A 16,196-nucleotide genomic window follows, 5' to 3' on the forward strand; every position below is an offset into this window, starting at 1 on the left:
GCCCGCCGCATGAGGAGGATGGGCAGTCCCAGCAGCAGCAGGGGCGTGACCCCCACCGGCGCCGGTACCCCGGACAAGGTGTCGTACCTGATCAGCTCGGTCCCGTGGGCGAGCAGCCACAGCCCGGCCGCCACGTGCAGGGCCCCGCCGGGGCCGCTGTCGGGGTACGGCGAACTGATCCACAGCACGATGACGAGGACGGCGACGCAGCCGAGCCCCAGTCCGGCGGCCACGGCGCCACTCAGCACACATGCGGCGGCGGCCGGGGAACGGCGCCGTCCGCCGGACCGCGGCGCTGTCGGCAACGACGTCCCGCGTTCGGTCACTTGGGTCACCCCGCCATGGTGCCAACGACACGCGCAATGGGCGGGTAACAGGCGAATGCCCGTGGTGTCGCTCAATATACGCTTATGTACTTTTTCGCCCAGGACTGCCAGGTCGCGGGGAGTGTGGCATGACACAAAGCATCGAGAAGACCTCGGAGCTGCGCCTTCCCTCCCCCAAGGAGCGCCGCAGACTGCGCGAGGCGGCCGATCTGACGCACGATGAGATCGCCACCTCGGTCGGCGTGACCCCGTCCACGGTCCGCTCCTGGGAGACCGGGCGCACGACACCCCGGGGTCGCAAGCGCGAGGCGTACGTCAAGCTCCTGACCGCTCCGGTCGCCAAGCCCCCCGCCGAGCCGCCGGTGACCGGCGCCGCGGGCGATCCGGTGCACAACTCCACCGCCCTCCGGGTCGCCGGGGCGGTACGCGCCTTCGCCAAGGCCGGACCGGTACGCGCGACCGCCTCGCCCCAGACCCGGCCCAAGCCCGCGACCAAGCGGGCCGCGAAGCCGCCCTCCGGAACACCCCGGCACGCGGCGCCCGCGCCGCCGGAGCCCCTCGCCGAGCAGGAACCGGCCCCGGCCCCGGCCCCCGAGCACAAGAACGACCACGCCCGGGACCACGGCCGAGAGCCGGAACAACGGCGGGACCAGGAACAGGAACAGCAGCGGGAGCGGGAGCGGGAGCCGCAACGAGCACCGGACCGGGAGGAGGCGCACGAGCCGGAGGTCGCCGAGCCGGGTCCCGCCCCACAGGCCCCGCCCCGCACCCCCACCGAGGCCTTCGACGCGCTCTACGCCTATGCCGCCCCCGCCCTCGTCCGGCAGACGTACCTGCTCACCGGCCGCCGCACCCTCGCGCGCGCTTCCGTCGAGCGGGCCTTCCGCCACGCCTGGGAGCACTGGCCGGAGGTCGCCACCGACCGAGATCCGGTCGGGTGGGTGCGCGCGGCGGCGTACGAGCGCGCGCTCTCGCCCTGGCAACAGCTGCGGCGCTCGCCCCGCGACTCCGGCAAACCCCCGGCCGACCCCGCCGACCGGATCCTGCTGGGCGCGATGCTCACGCTGCCCCCGGCCCACCGGCGTACCGTGCTGCTCTACGACGGGGTCGGGCTCGATCTCCCGGACACCGCCGCCGAGACCGAGGCGAGCACCCCGACGGCGGGGAACCGGCTGGTCAACGCGCATGCCGAGCTGGCGGACCGGTTGCCCGAGCTGGTCGACGTACCGCCCGAGAAGCAGTCGGCGCTGCTGCGCGAGCGGCTCGGCTCGCTGACGCCCGCCGTCTCCCTGGAGCCGCGCCCGGGCACGCTCGTCCGGCAGTCCGCCGACCACCGCGCCCGGTTCTGGACCCGCGCGGTGACCGGGCTGACGGTCGCGATCGCGGTGGCCACCGCCTATACGGTCGTCACGGCGCCCACCCGCTACGAGCCTCCGCACCCTCCCGGCGCCAGTGTCAGCGGGGTGCCCCCGCACGGCGGCCCGCCGCGGCTCACCGACGAGAGCAGGCAGCTGCACGACAAGCTGCGCTCGGAACCGGCCGCCGGACCCCACCGCCTGCACCCGAAGGTCGAGTAGGCACGGAAAACGGGCGTGGCCCGCGCCCCCGAGGGGGTGCGGGCCACGCCCGTACGCACGTCAGCCGTCAACGGCGTCCGTGCGACTGCGCCAGGGCAGAGATCAGGCGCCCGCGGCGCTCAGGATCTCGCGCGCCAGCTTCGCCGTCTCGGTCGGCGTCTTGCCGACCTTGACGCCGGCGGCCTCGAGGGCCTCCTTCTTCGCCTGGGCGGTGCCCGAGGAACCGGAGACGATGGCACCGGCGTGGCCCATGGTCTTGCCCTCGGGGGCGGTGAAGCCCGCGACGTAACCGACGACCGGCTTGGTGACGTTCTTCGCGATGAAGTCCGCCGCACGCTCCTCGGCGTCGCCGCCGATCTCACCGATCATGACGATCAGGTCGGTGTCCGGGTCGGCCTCGAAGGCCGCCAGGGCGTCGATGTGCGTGGTGCCGATGACCGGGTCGCCACCGATGCCGACGGCGGACGAGAAGCCGAGGTCGCGCAGCTCGTACATCATCTGGTAGGTCAGCGTGCCGGACTTGGACACGAGACCGATGCGACCGGGCTTGGTGATGTCGCCCGGGATGATGCCCGCGTTGGACTGGCCCGGGGTGATCAGACCGGGGCAGTTCGGACCGATGATCCGGGTCTTGTTGCCCTTGGACGACGCGTACGACCAGAAGGCGGCGGAGTCGTGCACCGCGATGCCCTCGGTGATGACGACGGCCAGCGGGATCTCGGCGTCGATCGCCTCGACCACGGCGGCCTTGGCGAAGGCCGGGGGCACGAAGAGGACGGAGACGTTGGCGCCCGTCTTCTCCATCGCCTCGGCGACGGAGCCGAAGACCGGGATCTCGGTGCCGTCGAAGTCCACGCTGGTGCCCGCCTTGCGCGGGTTCACGCCACCGACGATGTTGCTGCCGTCAGCCAGCATCAGCTTGGTGTGCTTCATGCCCGTGGCACCGGTCATGCCCTGGACAATGACCTTGCTGTCCTTGTTGAGGAAGATAGCCATGTGAGTCTGTGACCTCTGCCCTTACTTCGCAGCCGCGAGCTCGGCGGCCTTGTCGGCCGCGCCGTCCATGGTGTCCACGCGCTGGACCAGCGGGTGGTTGGCGTCCGAGAGGATCTTGCGACCCAGCTCGGCGTTGTTGCCGTCGAGGCGGACGACCAGCGGCTTGGTGACCGCCTCGCCCTTGCTCTCCAGCAGGGCCAGGGCCTGGACGATGCCGTTGGCGACCTCGTCGCAGGCGGTGATGCCACCGAAGACGTTGACGAAGACGGACTTGACGTCCGGGTCGCCGAGGATGATCTCGAGGCCGTTCGCCATCACCTCGGCGGACGCGCCGCCGCCGATGTCGAGGAAGTTGGCGGGCTTGACGCCGCCATGGTTCTCACCGGCGTACGCGACCACGTCGAGGGTGCTCATGACGAGACCCGCGCCGTTGCCGATGATGCCGACCTCGCCGTCGAGCTTGACGTAGTTGAGGTTCTTGGCCTTGGCGGCCGCCTCGAGCGGGTTCGCGGCAGCGTGGTCCACGAACTCCTCGTGGCCCGGCTGACGGAACTCGGCGTTCTCGTCGAGCGAGACCTTGCCGTCGAGCGCGATGACGCGGCCGTCGGCCACCTTCGCCAGCGGGTTGACCTCGACGAGGAGCGCGTCCTCGGCGATGAAGGTCGCCCACAGGGTCACCAGGATCTCGGCGACCTGCTCGGCCACGGCCTCGGGGAACTTCGCCTGGGCGACGATCTCGCGGGCCTTCTCGATGGTGACGCCCTCATTGGCGTTGACCGGGACCTTCGCGAGGGCCTCGGGGGTCTTCTCCGCGACCTCCTCGATGTCCATGCCGCCCTGCACCGAGGCCATGGCCAGGAAGGTGCGGTTGGTCCGGTCGAGGAGGTACGAAACGTAGTACTCCTCGGCGATCTCGGGAGCGGTCTCGGCGATCATCACCTTGTGGACCGTGTGGCCCTTGATGTCCATGCCGAGGATGTCCGTCGCTCGGGCGACGGCCTCGTCCGGGGTCGCGGCCAGCTTGACGCCGCCGGCCTTGCCGCGGCCGCCGACCTTCACCTGTGCCTTGACGACAGACTTGCCGCCCATGCGCTCGGTCGCCTCGCGGGCTGCCTCAGGCGTGTCGATCACTTCACCGGCCAGCACCGGTACACCGTGCTTGGCGAAGAGGTCCCTCGCCTGGTACTCGAACAGGTCCACGCGCGTCCGTCCCTTGTCGTAAAGATTCGCAGTGATTCGCGTTGTCTGCTATCTGCGTGGGCGTGCCGCGGAGGGCAACGTGACGGCGCTGTCACAAGGGGAGCGCACACGGTGACCGTGGACGCGGCATGTCCGTCCCGCAGGTTATCCCCGTGGGCCGTAGGTCCCTAAATCGCAGATCACACCTGAGCGGTGATACCTGTCACAGATCGCCTCACCGTTGATCTGCATATTCGTGTGATCTGCCTCTTCCGAGGCGTACGGGACCGGCTCCAGGCACCCCCACCCGCGCTCCCGTGTCCCTACCCGGCCGCGGGGACCGGCAGCGGCTTCTTCTCGATCGCGGCCGCCATCACCTCCGGGAAAAGGTCGGGGGTGCAGGCGAACGCCGGGGCGCCGAGGGCCGCGAGCGCCGCCGCGTGTTCGCGGTCGTAGGCGGGCGCCCCTTCGTCGGAAAGTGCGAGCAGGGTGACGAACTGGACGCCCGCCGCCTTCATCGCCGAGACGCGGCGCAGCATCTCGTTGCGGATGCCGCCCTCGTAGAGGTCGCTGATCAGGACGACGACGGTGTCGGCCGGACGGGTGATCTTCGACTGGCAGTAGGCGAGGGCGCGGTTGATGTCCGTGCCGCCGCCGAGCTGGGTGCCGAAGAGGACGTCCACCGGGTCGTCGAGCTGGTCGGTCAGGTCCACGACGGCGGTGTCGAAGACGACGAGCCGGGTGGCGATCGAGCGCATCGAGGCGAGGACCGCGCCGAAGACGGAGGCGTAGACGACGGAGGCCGCCATCGAACCCGACTGGTCGACGCAGAGGATCACCTCCTTCTTCACGGACCGCGCCGCCCGGCCGTAGCCGATCAGCCGTTCGGGGACGACCGTGCGGTATTCGGGCAGGTAGTTCTTGAGGTTGGCCCGAAGGGTGCGGTCCCAGTCGATGTCCCGGTGCCGGGGGCGGCTGATCCGGGCCGACCGGTCGAGCGCGCCGCTCAGGGTGGCGCGGGTGCGGCCGGAGAGCTTCTTCTCCAGCTGCTCGACCACCGTGCGGACCACGGCCCGGGCGGTCTCCCGGGTGGTGTCGGGCATCGCCTTGTTGAGCGAGAGCAGGGTGCCGACAAGGTGCACGTCGGGTTCGACGGCCTCCAGCATCTCCGGCTCCAGGAGCAGGGCGGCCAGTCCGAGCCGCTCGATGGCGTCGCGCTGCATGACCTGGACGACCGGTGCGGGGAAGTACGTACGGATGTCGCCGAGCCAGCGGGCCACCGCTGGGGCGGAGGCGCCGAGTCCGGCGGACCGCGGCCCCGACCGGCTGCGGGCCTTGGCGCTCCCGGCGCCGTTCCCGGCGTCGGCGTAGAGCGCGACGAGGGTCCCGTCCATCGCCGCGTCCCGGCCGGTCAGCGCGTGGCCGGTGCCGTCGGCCTCGCCTCCGCCGAGCACCAGGCGCCACCGCCGCAGCCGCTCCCCCGCCGCGTCCGACGCGCGTTCCACCGCCGTGTCCGCCGTGTCCGCCGTGTCCGCCGTGTCCGCCGTGTCCATCAGGCCACCCCCGCCGCGTCGTTGTCCCCGCCACCGGCACCCGCCAGCAGCATCCGGACGAGCGCCACCACCGCGTCCGCCCGCTCCGTGTCCAGTTCCGGGCCGAAGCCCTCGGGCGCGGTCCCGCCCGTGCCCGCGCGGCCGCCCGGAGCACCGGGTCCGCGCCGCACCAGCTCGCCCAGGGTCCGCTTCACGCCCTGTTCGTACGCGCCGAACGTCCGCCGCAGCAGGGGCAGTACGTCGATGAACGCGCCCTCCGGCACCCCGGTCAGCCAGGTGTCGATCAGGCCGAGCAGTCGCTCGTCGTGGACCAGCAGCGTGCCACCGCCGGAGGCGCCGCCCGCGAAGCCCTCGATCCACCCCGCCGCGTCGGCCGGACCGGCCGCCGGGGACAGCGCGAGGCCCATCAGCCGGGCGCTCTCCCCGGCCGCCAGAGCCCCCTCGTCGAGCAGCAGCCGGACCGCCCGGCCGCGGATCAGGCCCGGCACGGTGTCCCGGCCCGCCAGCGCCCGCAGCACCCCCGACCAGCGTCCGCGCAGCCCCCCGTCGGTGCCGGGGTCGGCGTCGGGCCCGGTGCGGGTGCCCCCGTCGGCGTCGGTGCCGGTGTCGGGGTCGGCTAGCAGGGCGACAGCGCCGTGCACCGCGTCCACGTGCCCGCGCAGTTCCGCGGCGGCGTCCGCGGCGAGCCCGGTGGCGCAGGCGGGCGGGAGCGCCACGCAGATCCGCTCGGCGAGCCCGGCGGCGACCGTGCCCAGCGCGGCCGTGTCCGTGCCCCGTACGTCGCCGTAGCGCAGGGAGCGGGCCAGGGCGGGCAGCGCCCGGGCGAGCCGGGCGACATCGGTGTCCAGCGCGGCCCGGTCGGCGAGCGCCCGCAGCACGGCGGGCAGCGCCCGCGACAGCCCGGCCAGCAGGCACCGCTCGGCCAGGGCGGTCACCTCCCCCAGCTCCCCGGCGGCGGCCGCGTCGGCCTCGGCCTTGGCGGTGGCCGCGGCGAGCACGGTGGTGCCCCAGATCCCGGCCTCGGCGACCCGCACCGACAGCTCCGGTTCCCAGCGCAGGCGCCAGCTCTCCCGGAAGGTGCCGGTGCTGCCCCGGGAGGCGGTGGGCGTGCCCCAGCCGATGCCCAGCAGCCGCAGCCGGTGCAGGAGCAGGCTCTTGGCCGCGTCGGTGTCCTTGCGCAGGTCCAGCTCCAGCTCGCGGTCCTGTGCCTCGGCCTTGAGCCGCAGGGAGCGCTGGAGCCGGGTCAGGTCACGCTGGAGGGGCACGACGGGCGCCGCGTCCGGGACTTCACCGAGTACGTCGCCCACGACGAGGCGGTCCTGGATGAGCGCGAGCGGTATGTCGGAGCCCTCGCACATCACCGCCTTGGCCGCTTCGAGGGTCTCGCCGAGGCCGGGCAGCGGGCGGCCGCGCATCGCGGCGAGGGTCTCGGCGAGCCGGACCGCCTCGATGACGTGGGCCGAGGACACCTGCCGGTCCGCCGCGCGGAGCAGCCCGGCGACCTTGGTGAGCCAGCGCTCCACGGGCCGGTCGCGGGCCTCGAAGAGGTGGCCGTACCAGCCGGGCGAGGTGATGCCCGCGCCGTACCCCCCGGCCCGGGCGAGCCTGCGGTGGGTCCAGGGCACCCAGGTGGTCTCCACCTTGACCTTGGGCAGGCCGGTCAGCAGCGCCTTGTCGGCGGCCGCCGTGGTCCTCGCGCGCAGTGCGGGCACGTGCCAGGCCCCGCACACCACCGCGTAGTCCTCGCCGAACTCCCGGCGGGCGGCCCGCATCCGCTGACGCATGCAGGCCTCGCGCACCGGGTCGTGGGGGTGGCCGCCGTCGCCGTAGACCTCGCGCAGGGCGGTCATCGCCTCGGCGAGCGCCTCGAACGCGGCCAGCGGGTCGGTCCGGCCGTCGCTGCCCCGGTGCTCGACCACGTCCTCCCACCAGCGCTCGGGGTCCTCGTACCCGGCGGTCTCGGCGAGCACCCCGAGCGGATCGAGCCGGACGGCCCCCGCCGCGTGGCCGGCCCGCGCGTCGTCGTTGTCGTCGCTGCCCGGCGCGGCGGCGAGGGAGTGGGCGGCCGGGAGGTCGATGAAGCGGACCGGGACCTCCCGGCGCTGCGCCCAGCGCAGGGCGACCCACTCCGGGGAGAAGGCGGCCAGCGGCCAGAACGCGGCCCGCCCGGGATCGTCGGCGGCGTGCGCCAGCAGCGCCACCGGCGGCCGCATCCCGGGGTCGGCGGCCAGCGGCAGCAGCGCGTCCCCCTCGGGCGGCCCCTCGATCAGTACGGCCCGCGGCTGCGCGGCGTCGAGGGCGGCCCGTACCGCCCTGGCCGAGCCGGGCCCGTGGTGCCGTACGCCCAGCAGCAGCGGCCCCCCGGCGCCCGGGCTCATGCCGTCACCTCACGGCAGGCGCGGTAGAAGTCCTTCCAGCCGTCGCGCTCACGGACCACGGCCTCCAGGTACTCCTGCCAGACCACGGTGTCGGCGGCCGGGTCCCGGACGACCGCGCCGAGGATGCCCGCCGCCACGTCCGAGGGGCGCAGGACGCCGTCCCCGAAGTGGGTGGCGAGGGCGAGGCCGTTGGTGACCACGGAGATCGCCTCGGCGGTGGACAGGGTGCCGCTCGGCACCTTCACCTTCGTGCGCCCGTCGTCGGTGATGCCGCCGCGCAGCTCGCGGAAGACGGTGACGACGCGGCGGATCTCCGCCAGGCCCTCGGGCGCGGCGGGCAGGTCCAGGGCGCGGCCCATCTGGTCGACGCGGCGGGCGACGATGTCCACCTCGTCGTCGGCGGTCGCGGGCAGCGGCAGGACGACGGTGTTGAAGCGGCGGCGCAGGGCGCTGGAGAGTTCGTTGACGCCGCGGTCGCGGTCGTTGGCGGTGGCGATGAGGTTGAAGCCGCGCACGGCCTGCGCCTCGTCGCCCAGCTCGGGTATGGGCAGGGTCTTCTCGGACAGCACCGTGATCAGGGAGTCCTGGACGTCCGCGGGGATCCGGGTCAGTTCCTCGACGCGGGCGGTCATGCCCTGGGTCATGGCCCGCATGACGGGGCTGGGGACGAGGGCTTCGCGGCTGGGGCCGTGGGCGAGCAGCCGGGCGTAGTTCCAGCCGTAGCGCATGGCTTCTTCCGGGGTGCCCGCCGTGCCCTGGACGAGCAGGGTGGAGTCGCCGCTGACGGCGGCGGCGAGGTGTTCGGACACCCAGGTCTTCGCGGTGCCCGGGACGCCGAGCAGGAGCAGGGCGCGGTCGGTGGCCAGGGTGGTGACGGCGACCTCGACGATGCGGCGGGGGCCCACGTACTTGGGCGTGATGACGGTGCCGTCGGGGAGTTCACCGCCGAGCAGGTAGGTGGCGACGGCCCACGGCGAGAGCTTCCAACGGACCGGGCGGGGCCGGTCGTCGGCCGCCGCGAGGGCTTTCAGTTCGTGCGCGAAGGCGTCTTCGGCGTGCGGGCGCAGCACCTCGGTACCGGCGCCGTTCTCGGGCGTGGTCATGGTCCCCCTCCAATGCTCGGCAGCCGTTCCCGACTGCTGTGACCACGGTGCACCACGCCACTGACAACGACCCTTGTTCGAGATGTTGTTGCAGGTCAGAGCGATTGTCAGTGGGGGTCTCTACGGTGGGACACATGACTGAGCAGGGGGTCCGCTGGACGGCGGAACAGGTACTGGCTCTGGCTCCTGACGTCGCGTCACGAAAGGCGGGGGCCACGCTGGGTGGGGCAGGTCCATGGTCGAATACCGGAGGTTCCGCTTCCGGTTCAGTGTGGGGGTGGTGCAAGGGAAGTGGCGGTACGCCGTACCGGACGGTCGTGGACCTGAAGGGCCCGGCGTACACGTGCACCTGCCCGAGCCGGAAGTTCCCGTGCAAGCACGCGCTGGGGCTGTTGCTGCTCTGGTCGGCGGAGGGCTTCGGACCGCCGGCGCAGGCTCCGCGATGGGCGGCGGCATGGCTGGCCCGGCGGGCCGACCCGGCCGACCGGCCCGCCGCCACGGCGGGTCCGGGAGCGCCCGCCGACCCGGCGGCCGCACGGCGGCGCGCAGAGCGCCGGGCGGCCCGGATCGGCGCGGGAGTCACCGAACTGGAGCAGCGGCTGGCCGATCTGCTGCGCGGCGGACTGGCTGGTCAGGAGCACGCCGGATATTCCCTGTGGGAGGAGACGGCGGCCCGTATGGTCGACGCACAAGCACCCGGACTGGCCGCACGGGTACGGGAGTTGGGGACCATCCCGGCTTCCGGTACGGGCTGGCCGGGACGGCTGCTGGAGGAGTGCGCGCTGCTCCATCTGCTGGACCGGGCGTGGCTCGGGGTGGGGGGCCTGCCCGAGCCGCTGGCCGCGACGGTACGGGCCCGGGTGGGCGTGTCGGGGGCCGCGGAGGGGGACGCGGTCCGGGACCGGTGGCTGGTCCTGGCCCAGTACGACACCGTCTCGCCGGACGGCCGGCTCACCACGCGCCGGATCTGGCTGCGCGGGGTGGCGACCGGGCGGGCCGCGCTGGTCCTGGACTTCGGTCCGCCCGGGCGGCCGCCGGGGCTCGCGCTGCCGGTAGGCCTCGCCCTGGACGCGCAGGCCCGGTTCCGGCCGGGATCGGCGGGGCTCCGGGCGGATTTCGGGGAGCGGTTCGCCGCGCCCGAGCCCTGGCCGCGGACCCCGGAGGCGATATCGACGGGGGCGGCGCTCGACGCGTACGGAGCGGCGCTGCGCGATGACCCCTGGCTGGACTCCTGGCCGGTGGTCCTCGGCCCGGTGATCCCGGTACCAGGGGAACGGGGATGGCAGCTCGCGGACGTGGAGGGGACGTCCGCGCTGCCGGTGACGGTGGCCGCGGGGCGGTCCCGGTCGGGGCTGTGGCAGTTGGCAGCCCTGTCCGGGGGCGGCCCGGTGACGGTGTTCGGCGAGTGCGGACACCGCGGGTTCACCCCACTGACGGCCTGGGCCGAGGGCTCTTCGGAGCCCCTCGCCCTGGGCTGAGCACAGCGGGACCGACGGCGCGGGGGCGCCGCCGGAAGCACGAACGAGCAAGCCGGGGGGCTGCTGTGAACGACAACCACGCCAGCTGAGGACACACCGAAGCCATACGACAACACACCGACAACACACCGACGACACACGGACGATGACGTGAAGAGCTGCTCCGGTCCCGCGGAGGGGGCGGGACCGGAGCGCACGACCCGGACGTACCGATCAGCCGGAAAAACCGACGAGGGAGGGGCACATGAACGGGGACGGGGACACGGACGGCCGGAAGGGGGACCGGGCGGCGGACGGCCCGGACTGCGGGGTCACGGACTGGGAGGAGCTGGTCGGCGCCGCGCTGCTCGGCACCGATCGGCGGCGGGGCGGCGGGGCGACCGGCTCGCCCGGGGCGCTGCTGGACGCGGCGGCGGTGGCGGCGGTCCGCCGCCGCGCGGGGCTCCGCCCGGCCGAGGCGGGCCCACGGCCCCGGCCCGCGGCGCCGGATCCGCGGCCCGCTCCGCCGGATCCCGCGCGGCGGCGGCGCGCACAGCTGCTGGCGGGCCGGTCCGCCGCGGGGAGCGGCGGCAGGCGCGGGGCGGCCCCGGATCTGACGGAGCTGCTGCCGCAGTGGCTGGCCGCGGCCGTGCGGCACGGGTACCGCGCGCCCGCCGCGCTGGTGCCCGCGCTGCTGGCCGCGGCCCGGGCCCGTACGGACCTGCGTCCGCAGGCACTGGCCCTCGCCGGGGGGCGGGGACGGTGGCTGGCCGGGCTCAATCCGGAGTGGCGCTTCGCGCTGCGGGGCGGAGCGGGGGGCGGCGAACTGCCCGCCCCCGACGACCGGTCGGCGGTGGAACGGCTGTGGCAGGAAGGGCTGTTCGCGGAGCGGGTGGCGCTGCTGGGCGCCGTCCGGGCGCACGAGGCGGCGGCCGCACCGCTGCTGCTGTCGACGACCTGGGCCACGGAACGGGCCGAGGACCGGCTGATGTTCCTCGATTCCCTACGGGTGAGCCTCTCGGACGGTGACGAGCCGTTCCTGGAACAGGCCCTCGGCGACCGCAGCCGCAATGTCCGGGCGACGGCTGCCGAACTGCTCTCCGCGCTGCCCGGATCGGCGCTGGCCGCCCGGATGGCCGAGCGGGCGCTGGCCTGCGTGGGCCCGGAGGGTGTGAACCCGCCGGTGGAGTGCGACGAGGGGATGCGGCGGGACGGGGTGGTCGAGCGGCCGCCCGCCGGGCGCGGGGAGCGGGCCTGGTGGCTGGGCCAGCTGGTGGAGGCGGCTCCGCTGTCCTGCTGGCGGGAGCGGTTCGGCGGCCGGGATCCGGCCGGGATCCTGGCCGTACCGGTGGCCGAGGGGTGGGCCGAGGAGCTGCACGCGGCCTGGTGCCGTGCGGCGGTCCGCCAGCGGAACCCGGGGTGGGCGAAGGCCCTGCTCGGGTCGGCGTCCGCGTCGCCCGCCGCGGGGCCCGCCACGGCCTCGCTCGCGGAACGGGCGAAGCTGCTGGAGACCATGCCGCAGGCCCAACAGGCGCTCTGGGTGGCCCAGTTCGTCCGGGCGCACGGATTGTCCGAGGCATTCCAGCTGCTCGGGGTGTGCATGGTGCCGTGGGCGGGCGAGCTGGGTGAGGCGGTGGTGGACGCGCTGGCCACGGCCCGGGACACGGGCGGTTACCCGTGGAGCTTCAGCGGGGTGATGGGCCTGGCGGAACGCTGCCTGGATCCGGCGGCGGCCGACCGGCTGGAGTCCTTGCTGGCGTCGGATCCGGACCCGGAGATATCCGCCGAGGCCGGGATGGCCACGCCGGGGGCCGAGGCGTACTGGGCCGAGGCCTTCCTGCGGCTGGTGTCCACGCTGCGGCTGCGCGCGGCGATGCTCGCGGAGCTGGCCCCGGCGGCCTGACCCGCGGCGGTGCGGCGGGCCGGGCCGCCCGGGGCAGCGGCATCGGCGGGGGCGAAAGGAGCGGGGGACGGGGGACGGGGGAAAGGAAAGGGGTCAGCTCTGGCGCACGTTCGCGCGGACCCATTCCACGATGGCGGTGGTGGTCGCGCCCGGGGTGAAGATCTCGGCCACGCCCTTCTCCTTGAGCGGGGCGATGTCGTCCTCCGGGATGATCCCGCCGCCGAAGACCTTGATGTCCGCCGCCTCGCGCTCCCGCAGGAGCTCCAGGACACGCGCGAACAGCGTGTTGTGGGCGCCGGAGAGGATCGAGAGACCGATCGCGTCGGCGTCCTCCTGGATCGCGGTGTCGACGATCTGCTCCGGGGTCTGGTGGAGCCCGGTGTAGATGACCTCCATGCCCGCGTCCCGCAGAGCCCGCGCGATCACCTTGGCACCCCGGTCATGGCCGTCGAGGCCCGGCTTGGCCACCACCACACGGATCGGACCGGTCACACCCATCGCACTGCCTCCCGAGTGAACGAACGTTAAGTACAGCATCGCGCACCGCGCCGTTTCGCGGTCAACCAGGAGGGGGAAATCACACGTGGGACAGCATTGATTCACTCGGGACACCAGCACAGTCGGTCGCAAGGGGAGCCGCAACGAGTCGCCTCGTCACCGCGCCGTCAGCCGCACGGCACGGTGGCGAGGCACGTTGACCACGCCGCGGGCACGGGGAGTCGCCGCGGGCAGCGGGAGCCGCACCCCCCGCACCGACAGCCGCACCCGGAAGCCGCCAGGGGGAGGCCGTCGATGGGGCTGCCATTCGTCTTCACATCCATACCCGCGTCGGGCGCCGCGCTGCGCGCCGCCGCGCTCGAACTCATCGTCCTCGCCGGGCACCTGGTCCTCTACCCGACCGGGATCCTGCCGGAGCGACCGGCCCGGGCGGCCGCCGCGGCTCCCGGGGCGCGTCCGCCGGTGCTGCTGCTGCACGGCTTCACCGACAACCGGTCCGTGTTCGTGCTGCTGCGCCGCGCCCTGGGCGGGGGCGGCCGGCGCCGGGTGGAGACCTACAACTACTCGCCCTTCACCCTCGATCTGCCGACGGCCGCGCACCGGCTCGCCGACCACGTCGAGGAGATGTGCGCGCGCACCGGAGCGCGGCGGGTGGACATGGTCGGGCACAGCCTCGGCGGGCTGGTCGCCCGCTACTACGTCCAGCGCCTAGGCGGCGACGCGCGGGTGCGCACCCTCGTCACTCTCGGTACACCTCACGCGGGCACCCGGGCAGCCCCCTGCGGGGATCTGCACCCGCTGGTCCGCCAGATCCGTCCCGGCTCCGCCGTGATGGAAGAGCTGGCCGCGCCCGCGCCCGGCTGCCGGACCCGGTTCGTGGCCTTCTGGAGCGAGTTCGACGCGCTGATGGCTCCGGTGGAGGCGGCCCGAATCGACCATCCCGACCTGCGCGCGGAGAACGTACAGGTCACAGGCATCGGCCACCTCGCGCTGCCGAAGCACCCGACGGTCATCGCCGCGGTCCACCGCGCCCTCGACGGTCCGGCGCGCGCCGTCGCCTCCGCCCCCGGAACCGCCTCCGTCGCCTGAACCGACGACGACCGCCGATCGAACGCATTTCGAACCCAGGGCCAAGGCTGCGCCTATGCGCGACCGAAAGACGGCTGAATGCCCGGTTCCGGAAACTCGGGCACCCCTGGAAGATTGTCGTTGCCTGTAACCGACGGGTACAGTCACGCCACTGCTCTCCTCCGGGGTCCTCGCACCCCCCGGCCACCCAGGCTCCCACCGCCGAGGCGAAAGAGAAGTTGGTGAACGACAGCCCCACGTCGGGCCAGTATCCGGAAAACGGTTACGACGGCCTTTCCACCACCACCTTCGCCGGGGACGTTTCCTACGCTCCCTTCGAAACGCAGGGCCAGGGGTACGCCTACGGCGCCTACGCCTCCTCGTACGAGACCGGCGCCTACGACTCCAGCGCCTGGAACACCCCCGCGCAGGACGGTTATCTGACCGGCATCCCCGCCCAGGCGGCCGCCGAGGACACCACCGGCCAGTGGGATTCGAGTGCCTGGAACACCGGCACCGCCCCGTACCAGCCCGCCGCCTTCGGCCACGACACCGGCAGCCCGAGCGGCCAGTGGGCGATGCCCGGCTACGGCACCGCGGGGACCGAGAGCGGCGCCTACGACGCCACCGCCTGGAACAGCGTGGCCCAGGAGGAACTGCCGCAGCAGTTCCAGCCCGAGGCCGCCCACCAGGACGGCTACGCGCACGAGGCCACCGCCACGTACGAGACGGTCACCGCGGGCGGCTACGACACCTCCGCCTACGAGGCGCCGTACGACACCACCACGTACGACACCACCGCATACGAGAACACCACGTACGAGAACGCCACCTACGACACCACCGCGTACGACAACGCCGGGTACGAAGCTCCGCACGAGCCCGCGACCGACCCGGACGGCACCGGCTCCAGCTCCGGGCCCGCCGAGTTCGACTCCGAGCCGGCCGAGTTCGACGCCGGCTCCGGCCCGGCCGGCTCCGGCCCGGCCACCGCCGTGTTCGAGGCCATCCAGGACATGCCCACCCAGACCATGACCACCACGCCGCCGGTACCGCGCTCCGCGCGCCGGGCCGCGCCCGCCAAGGGCGGCACGGGCGGAGCGGGTTCCACCGGTTCCGCCGGTTCCGCGAGTGCCGGGGGCGCCAGCCGCCGCCGGTCCCCGGCGAAGCGCTCCGCGCTGCTGACCGTCGCCGTGCCCTCGGTCTGCGTCATAGGAGTGGCGGGGGTGGCCGCCGCCGCGGTGGGCGGGCTCCCCTCGGGCGAGAAGCGCGGCGAGGACACCACGACGATGGCCGCGCCCGACCCGGCGTCGGTCAAGCCGGTCGCCGCCAACAGCAAGCTCGACACCCAGCTCGCCGCGCTCAGCGCCGACGCGGGCGACTTCGCGGACCGCGCCAGCCGCACTCAGGAACGCATCGACCTGAAGGAACGCCAGGCACTGGACAAGAAGAAGCGCGAGGAGGAGACGGCGGCCAAGGAAGCGGCCCGCCCCAAGTTCTCGCTGCCGGTCGAACAGCACGGGCTCAGCGCCGGGTTCGGCCAGGCGGGCGGCATGTGGATGTCCGTGCACACCGGCATCGACTTCCCGGTCTCCTACGGCACCCCGGTCATGGCCGCCACCGACGGCGTCATCCGCACGCAGTGGAACAGCGCCTACGGCAACATGGCCATGGTGGTCTCACCCGACGGCACCGAGACCTGGTACTGCCACCTGAGCAGCACCAAGATCCGGTCCGGCAAGGTCAAGGCCGGTGACGTCATCGCGTACTCCGGCAACTCGGGCAACTCCACCGGCCCGCACCTCCACTTCGAGGTGCGCCCGGACAGCGGGTCCCCGATAGACCCGCAGGCATGGCTGCGCAGCCACGGCCTCAACCCGAACTAGTGCTGCCCCGCGGAAGTTCGTGGGGGAAGGTATCGAGGTAGAGGCCACAGGCACGGCCCAGTGCCTCCTCGGGTGAGCCGCTGGGCAGGAAGTCGTCTTCGTAGCCGTCGCGGCGGGCGAGGTAGATCGCCGCACGCCCCCTGGCTCGGTGCCTCGGCTGTATGGGCCGTCAACGGCTGGCAGGTGGTACCCGGCCTGCTCCCAGACTTCTCCTGGCTGCTCCAGGCACTGCGCAAGGACCGCACCCCATAGTCGGCCCGGACACCTGCCCT

At 73.6% G+C, this 16,196-nt stretch carries 12 protein-coding genes; 5 read left to right on the forward strand and 7 right to left on the reverse strand.

Going from position 1 to position 16,196, the window contains the following annotated elements:
• Positions 1-335 (reverse strand): cell division protein PerM (locus QMF80_RS21515; protein WP_283455773.1); only part of this gene is annotated, 335 nt, incomplete at its 3' end.
• 119 nt (positions 336-454) lie between these two features.
• Here QMF80_RS21515 and QMF80_RS21520 point away from each other — a divergent pair.
• The gene (locus QMF80_RS21520; RefSeq protein ID WP_283455774.1) at positions 455-1,903 is read left to right on the forward strand and encodes a helix-turn-helix domain-containing protein; all 1,449 of its coding nucleotides are present in this window, start codon (positions 455-457) and stop codon (positions 1,901-1,903) included.
• A 102-nt stretch (positions 1,904-2,005) separates the two neighbouring features.
• Here QMF80_RS21520 and sucD read toward each other — a convergent pair whose 3' ends face one another.
• From sucD to QMF80_RS21545, 5 genes are all read right to left on the reverse strand, one after another.
• A complete protein-coding gene (sucD, locus tag QMF80_RS21525; RefSeq protein WP_283455776.1) occupies positions 2,006-2,899 on the reverse strand; it encodes a succinate--CoA ligase subunit alpha in 894 nt (297 codons plus the stop codon).
• Between the two features lie 21 nt (positions 2,900-2,920).
• The gene (sucC, locus tag QMF80_RS21530; RefSeq protein ID WP_283455778.1) at positions 2,921-4,099 is read right to left on the reverse strand and encodes an ADP-forming succinate--CoA ligase subunit beta; all 1,179 of its coding nucleotides are present in this window, start codon (positions 4,097-4,099) and stop codon (positions 2,921-2,923) included.
• A 302-nt stretch (positions 4,100-4,401) separates the two neighbouring features.
• Positions 4,402-5,631 (reverse strand): VWA domain-containing protein, encoded by a 1,230-nt coding sequence (locus QMF80_RS21535; RefSeq protein ID WP_283455780.1) that lies wholly within the window; start codon positions 5,629-5,631, stop codon positions 4,402-4,404.
• Positions 5,631-8,009, reverse strand: a complete 2,379-nt coding sequence (locus QMF80_RS21540) for a DUF5682 family protein (RefSeq protein ID WP_283455782.1) — start codon at positions 8,007-8,009, stop codon at positions 5,631-5,633. Before QMF80_RS21540 ends, QMF80_RS21535 begins: the two co-directional genes overlap by 1 nt.
• Positions 8,006-9,112: an ATP-binding protein gene (locus tag QMF80_RS21545; protein ID WP_283455784.1), complete on the reverse strand. Its 1,107-nt coding sequence runs from the start codon at positions 9,110-9,112 to the stop codon at positions 8,006-8,008. Before QMF80_RS21545 ends, QMF80_RS21540 begins: the two co-directional genes overlap by 4 nt.
• 134 nt (positions 9,113-9,246) lie before the next feature.
• On the opposite strand from QMF80_RS21545, the gene QMF80_RS21550 reads away from it, so the two are divergent.
• Positions 9,247-10,590, forward strand: a complete 1,344-nt coding sequence (locus QMF80_RS21550; RefSeq protein ID WP_283455786.1) for an SWIM zinc finger family protein — start codon at positions 9,247-9,249, stop codon at positions 10,588-10,590.
• A gap of 244 nt (positions 10,591-10,834) precedes the next feature.
• Positions 10,835-12,472 carry a DUF5691 domain-containing protein gene (locus QMF80_RS21555; RefSeq protein WP_283455788.1) on the forward strand — a complete coding sequence of 546 codons (1,638 nt, stop codon included), beginning with the start codon at positions 10,835-10,837 and terminating at the stop codon, positions 12,470-12,472.
• A 93-nt stretch (positions 12,473-12,565) separates the two neighbouring features.
• Here QMF80_RS21555 and icmB read toward each other — a convergent pair whose 3' ends face one another.
• Entirely contained in the window at positions 12,566-12,970 is a 405-nt protein-coding gene (icmB, locus tag QMF80_RS21560; RefSeq protein WP_283455790.1) for a coenzyme B12-dependent isobutyryl CoA mutase small subunit, read from the reverse strand.
• A 294-nt stretch (positions 12,971-13,264) separates the two neighbouring features.
• On the opposite strand from icmB, the gene QMF80_RS21565 reads away from it, so the two are divergent.
• On the forward strand, positions 13,265-14,059 hold the full coding sequence (locus QMF80_RS21565) for an esterase/lipase family protein (protein WP_283455792.1): 795 nt from the start codon (positions 13,265-13,267) through the stop codon (positions 14,057-14,059).
• Between the two features lie 221 nt (positions 14,060-14,280).
• Complete coding sequence (locus QMF80_RS21570; RefSeq protein WP_283455794.1) at positions 14,281-15,924, forward strand: M23 family metallopeptidase; 1,644 nt, start codon at positions 14,281-14,283, stop codon at positions 15,922-15,924.
• Positions 15,925-16,196 lie beyond the last annotated feature (272 nt).

Origin of the sequence: Streptomyces sp. G-G2 (genome assembly GCF_030063135.1) — a bacterium.
Lineage (GTDB): Bacteria > Actinomycetota > Actinomycetes > Streptomycetales > Streptomycetaceae > Streptomyces.

Coding starts and splice junctions, on each gene's coding strand:
- QMF80_RS21520 (WP_283455774.1), top strand. CDS start 455: ATGACACAAAGCATCGAGAAGACCTCGGAGCTGCGCCTTCCCTCCCCC.
- sucD (WP_283455776.1), bottom strand. CDS start 2,899: ATGGCTATCTTCCTCAACAAGGACAGCAAGGTCATTGTCCAGGGCATG.
- QMF80_RS21535 (WP_283455780.1), bottom strand. CDS start 5,631: ATGGACACGGCGGACACGGCGGACACGGCGGACACGGCGGACACGGCG.
- QMF80_RS21540 (WP_283455782.1), bottom strand. CDS start 8,009: ATGAGCCCGGGCGCCGGGGGGCCGCTGCTGCTGGGCGTACGGCACCAC.
- QMF80_RS21545 (WP_283455784.1), bottom strand. CDS start 9,112: ATGACCACGCCCGAGAACGGCGCCGGTACCGAGGTGCTGCGCCCGCAC.
- QMF80_RS21550 (WP_283455786.1), top strand. CDS start 9,247: ATGACTGAGCAGGGGGTCCGCTGGACGGCGGAACAGGTACTGGCTCTG.
- QMF80_RS21555 (WP_283455788.1), top strand. CDS start 10,835: ATGAACGGGGACGGGGACACGGACGGCCGGAAGGGGGACCGGGCGGCG.
- icmB (WP_283455790.1), bottom strand. CDS start 12,970: ATGGGTGTGACCGGTCCGATCCGTGTGGTGGTGGCCAAGCCGGGCCTC.
- QMF80_RS21565 (WP_283455792.1), top strand. CDS start 13,265: ATGGGGCTGCCATTCGTCTTCACATCCATACCCGCGTCGGGCGCCGCG.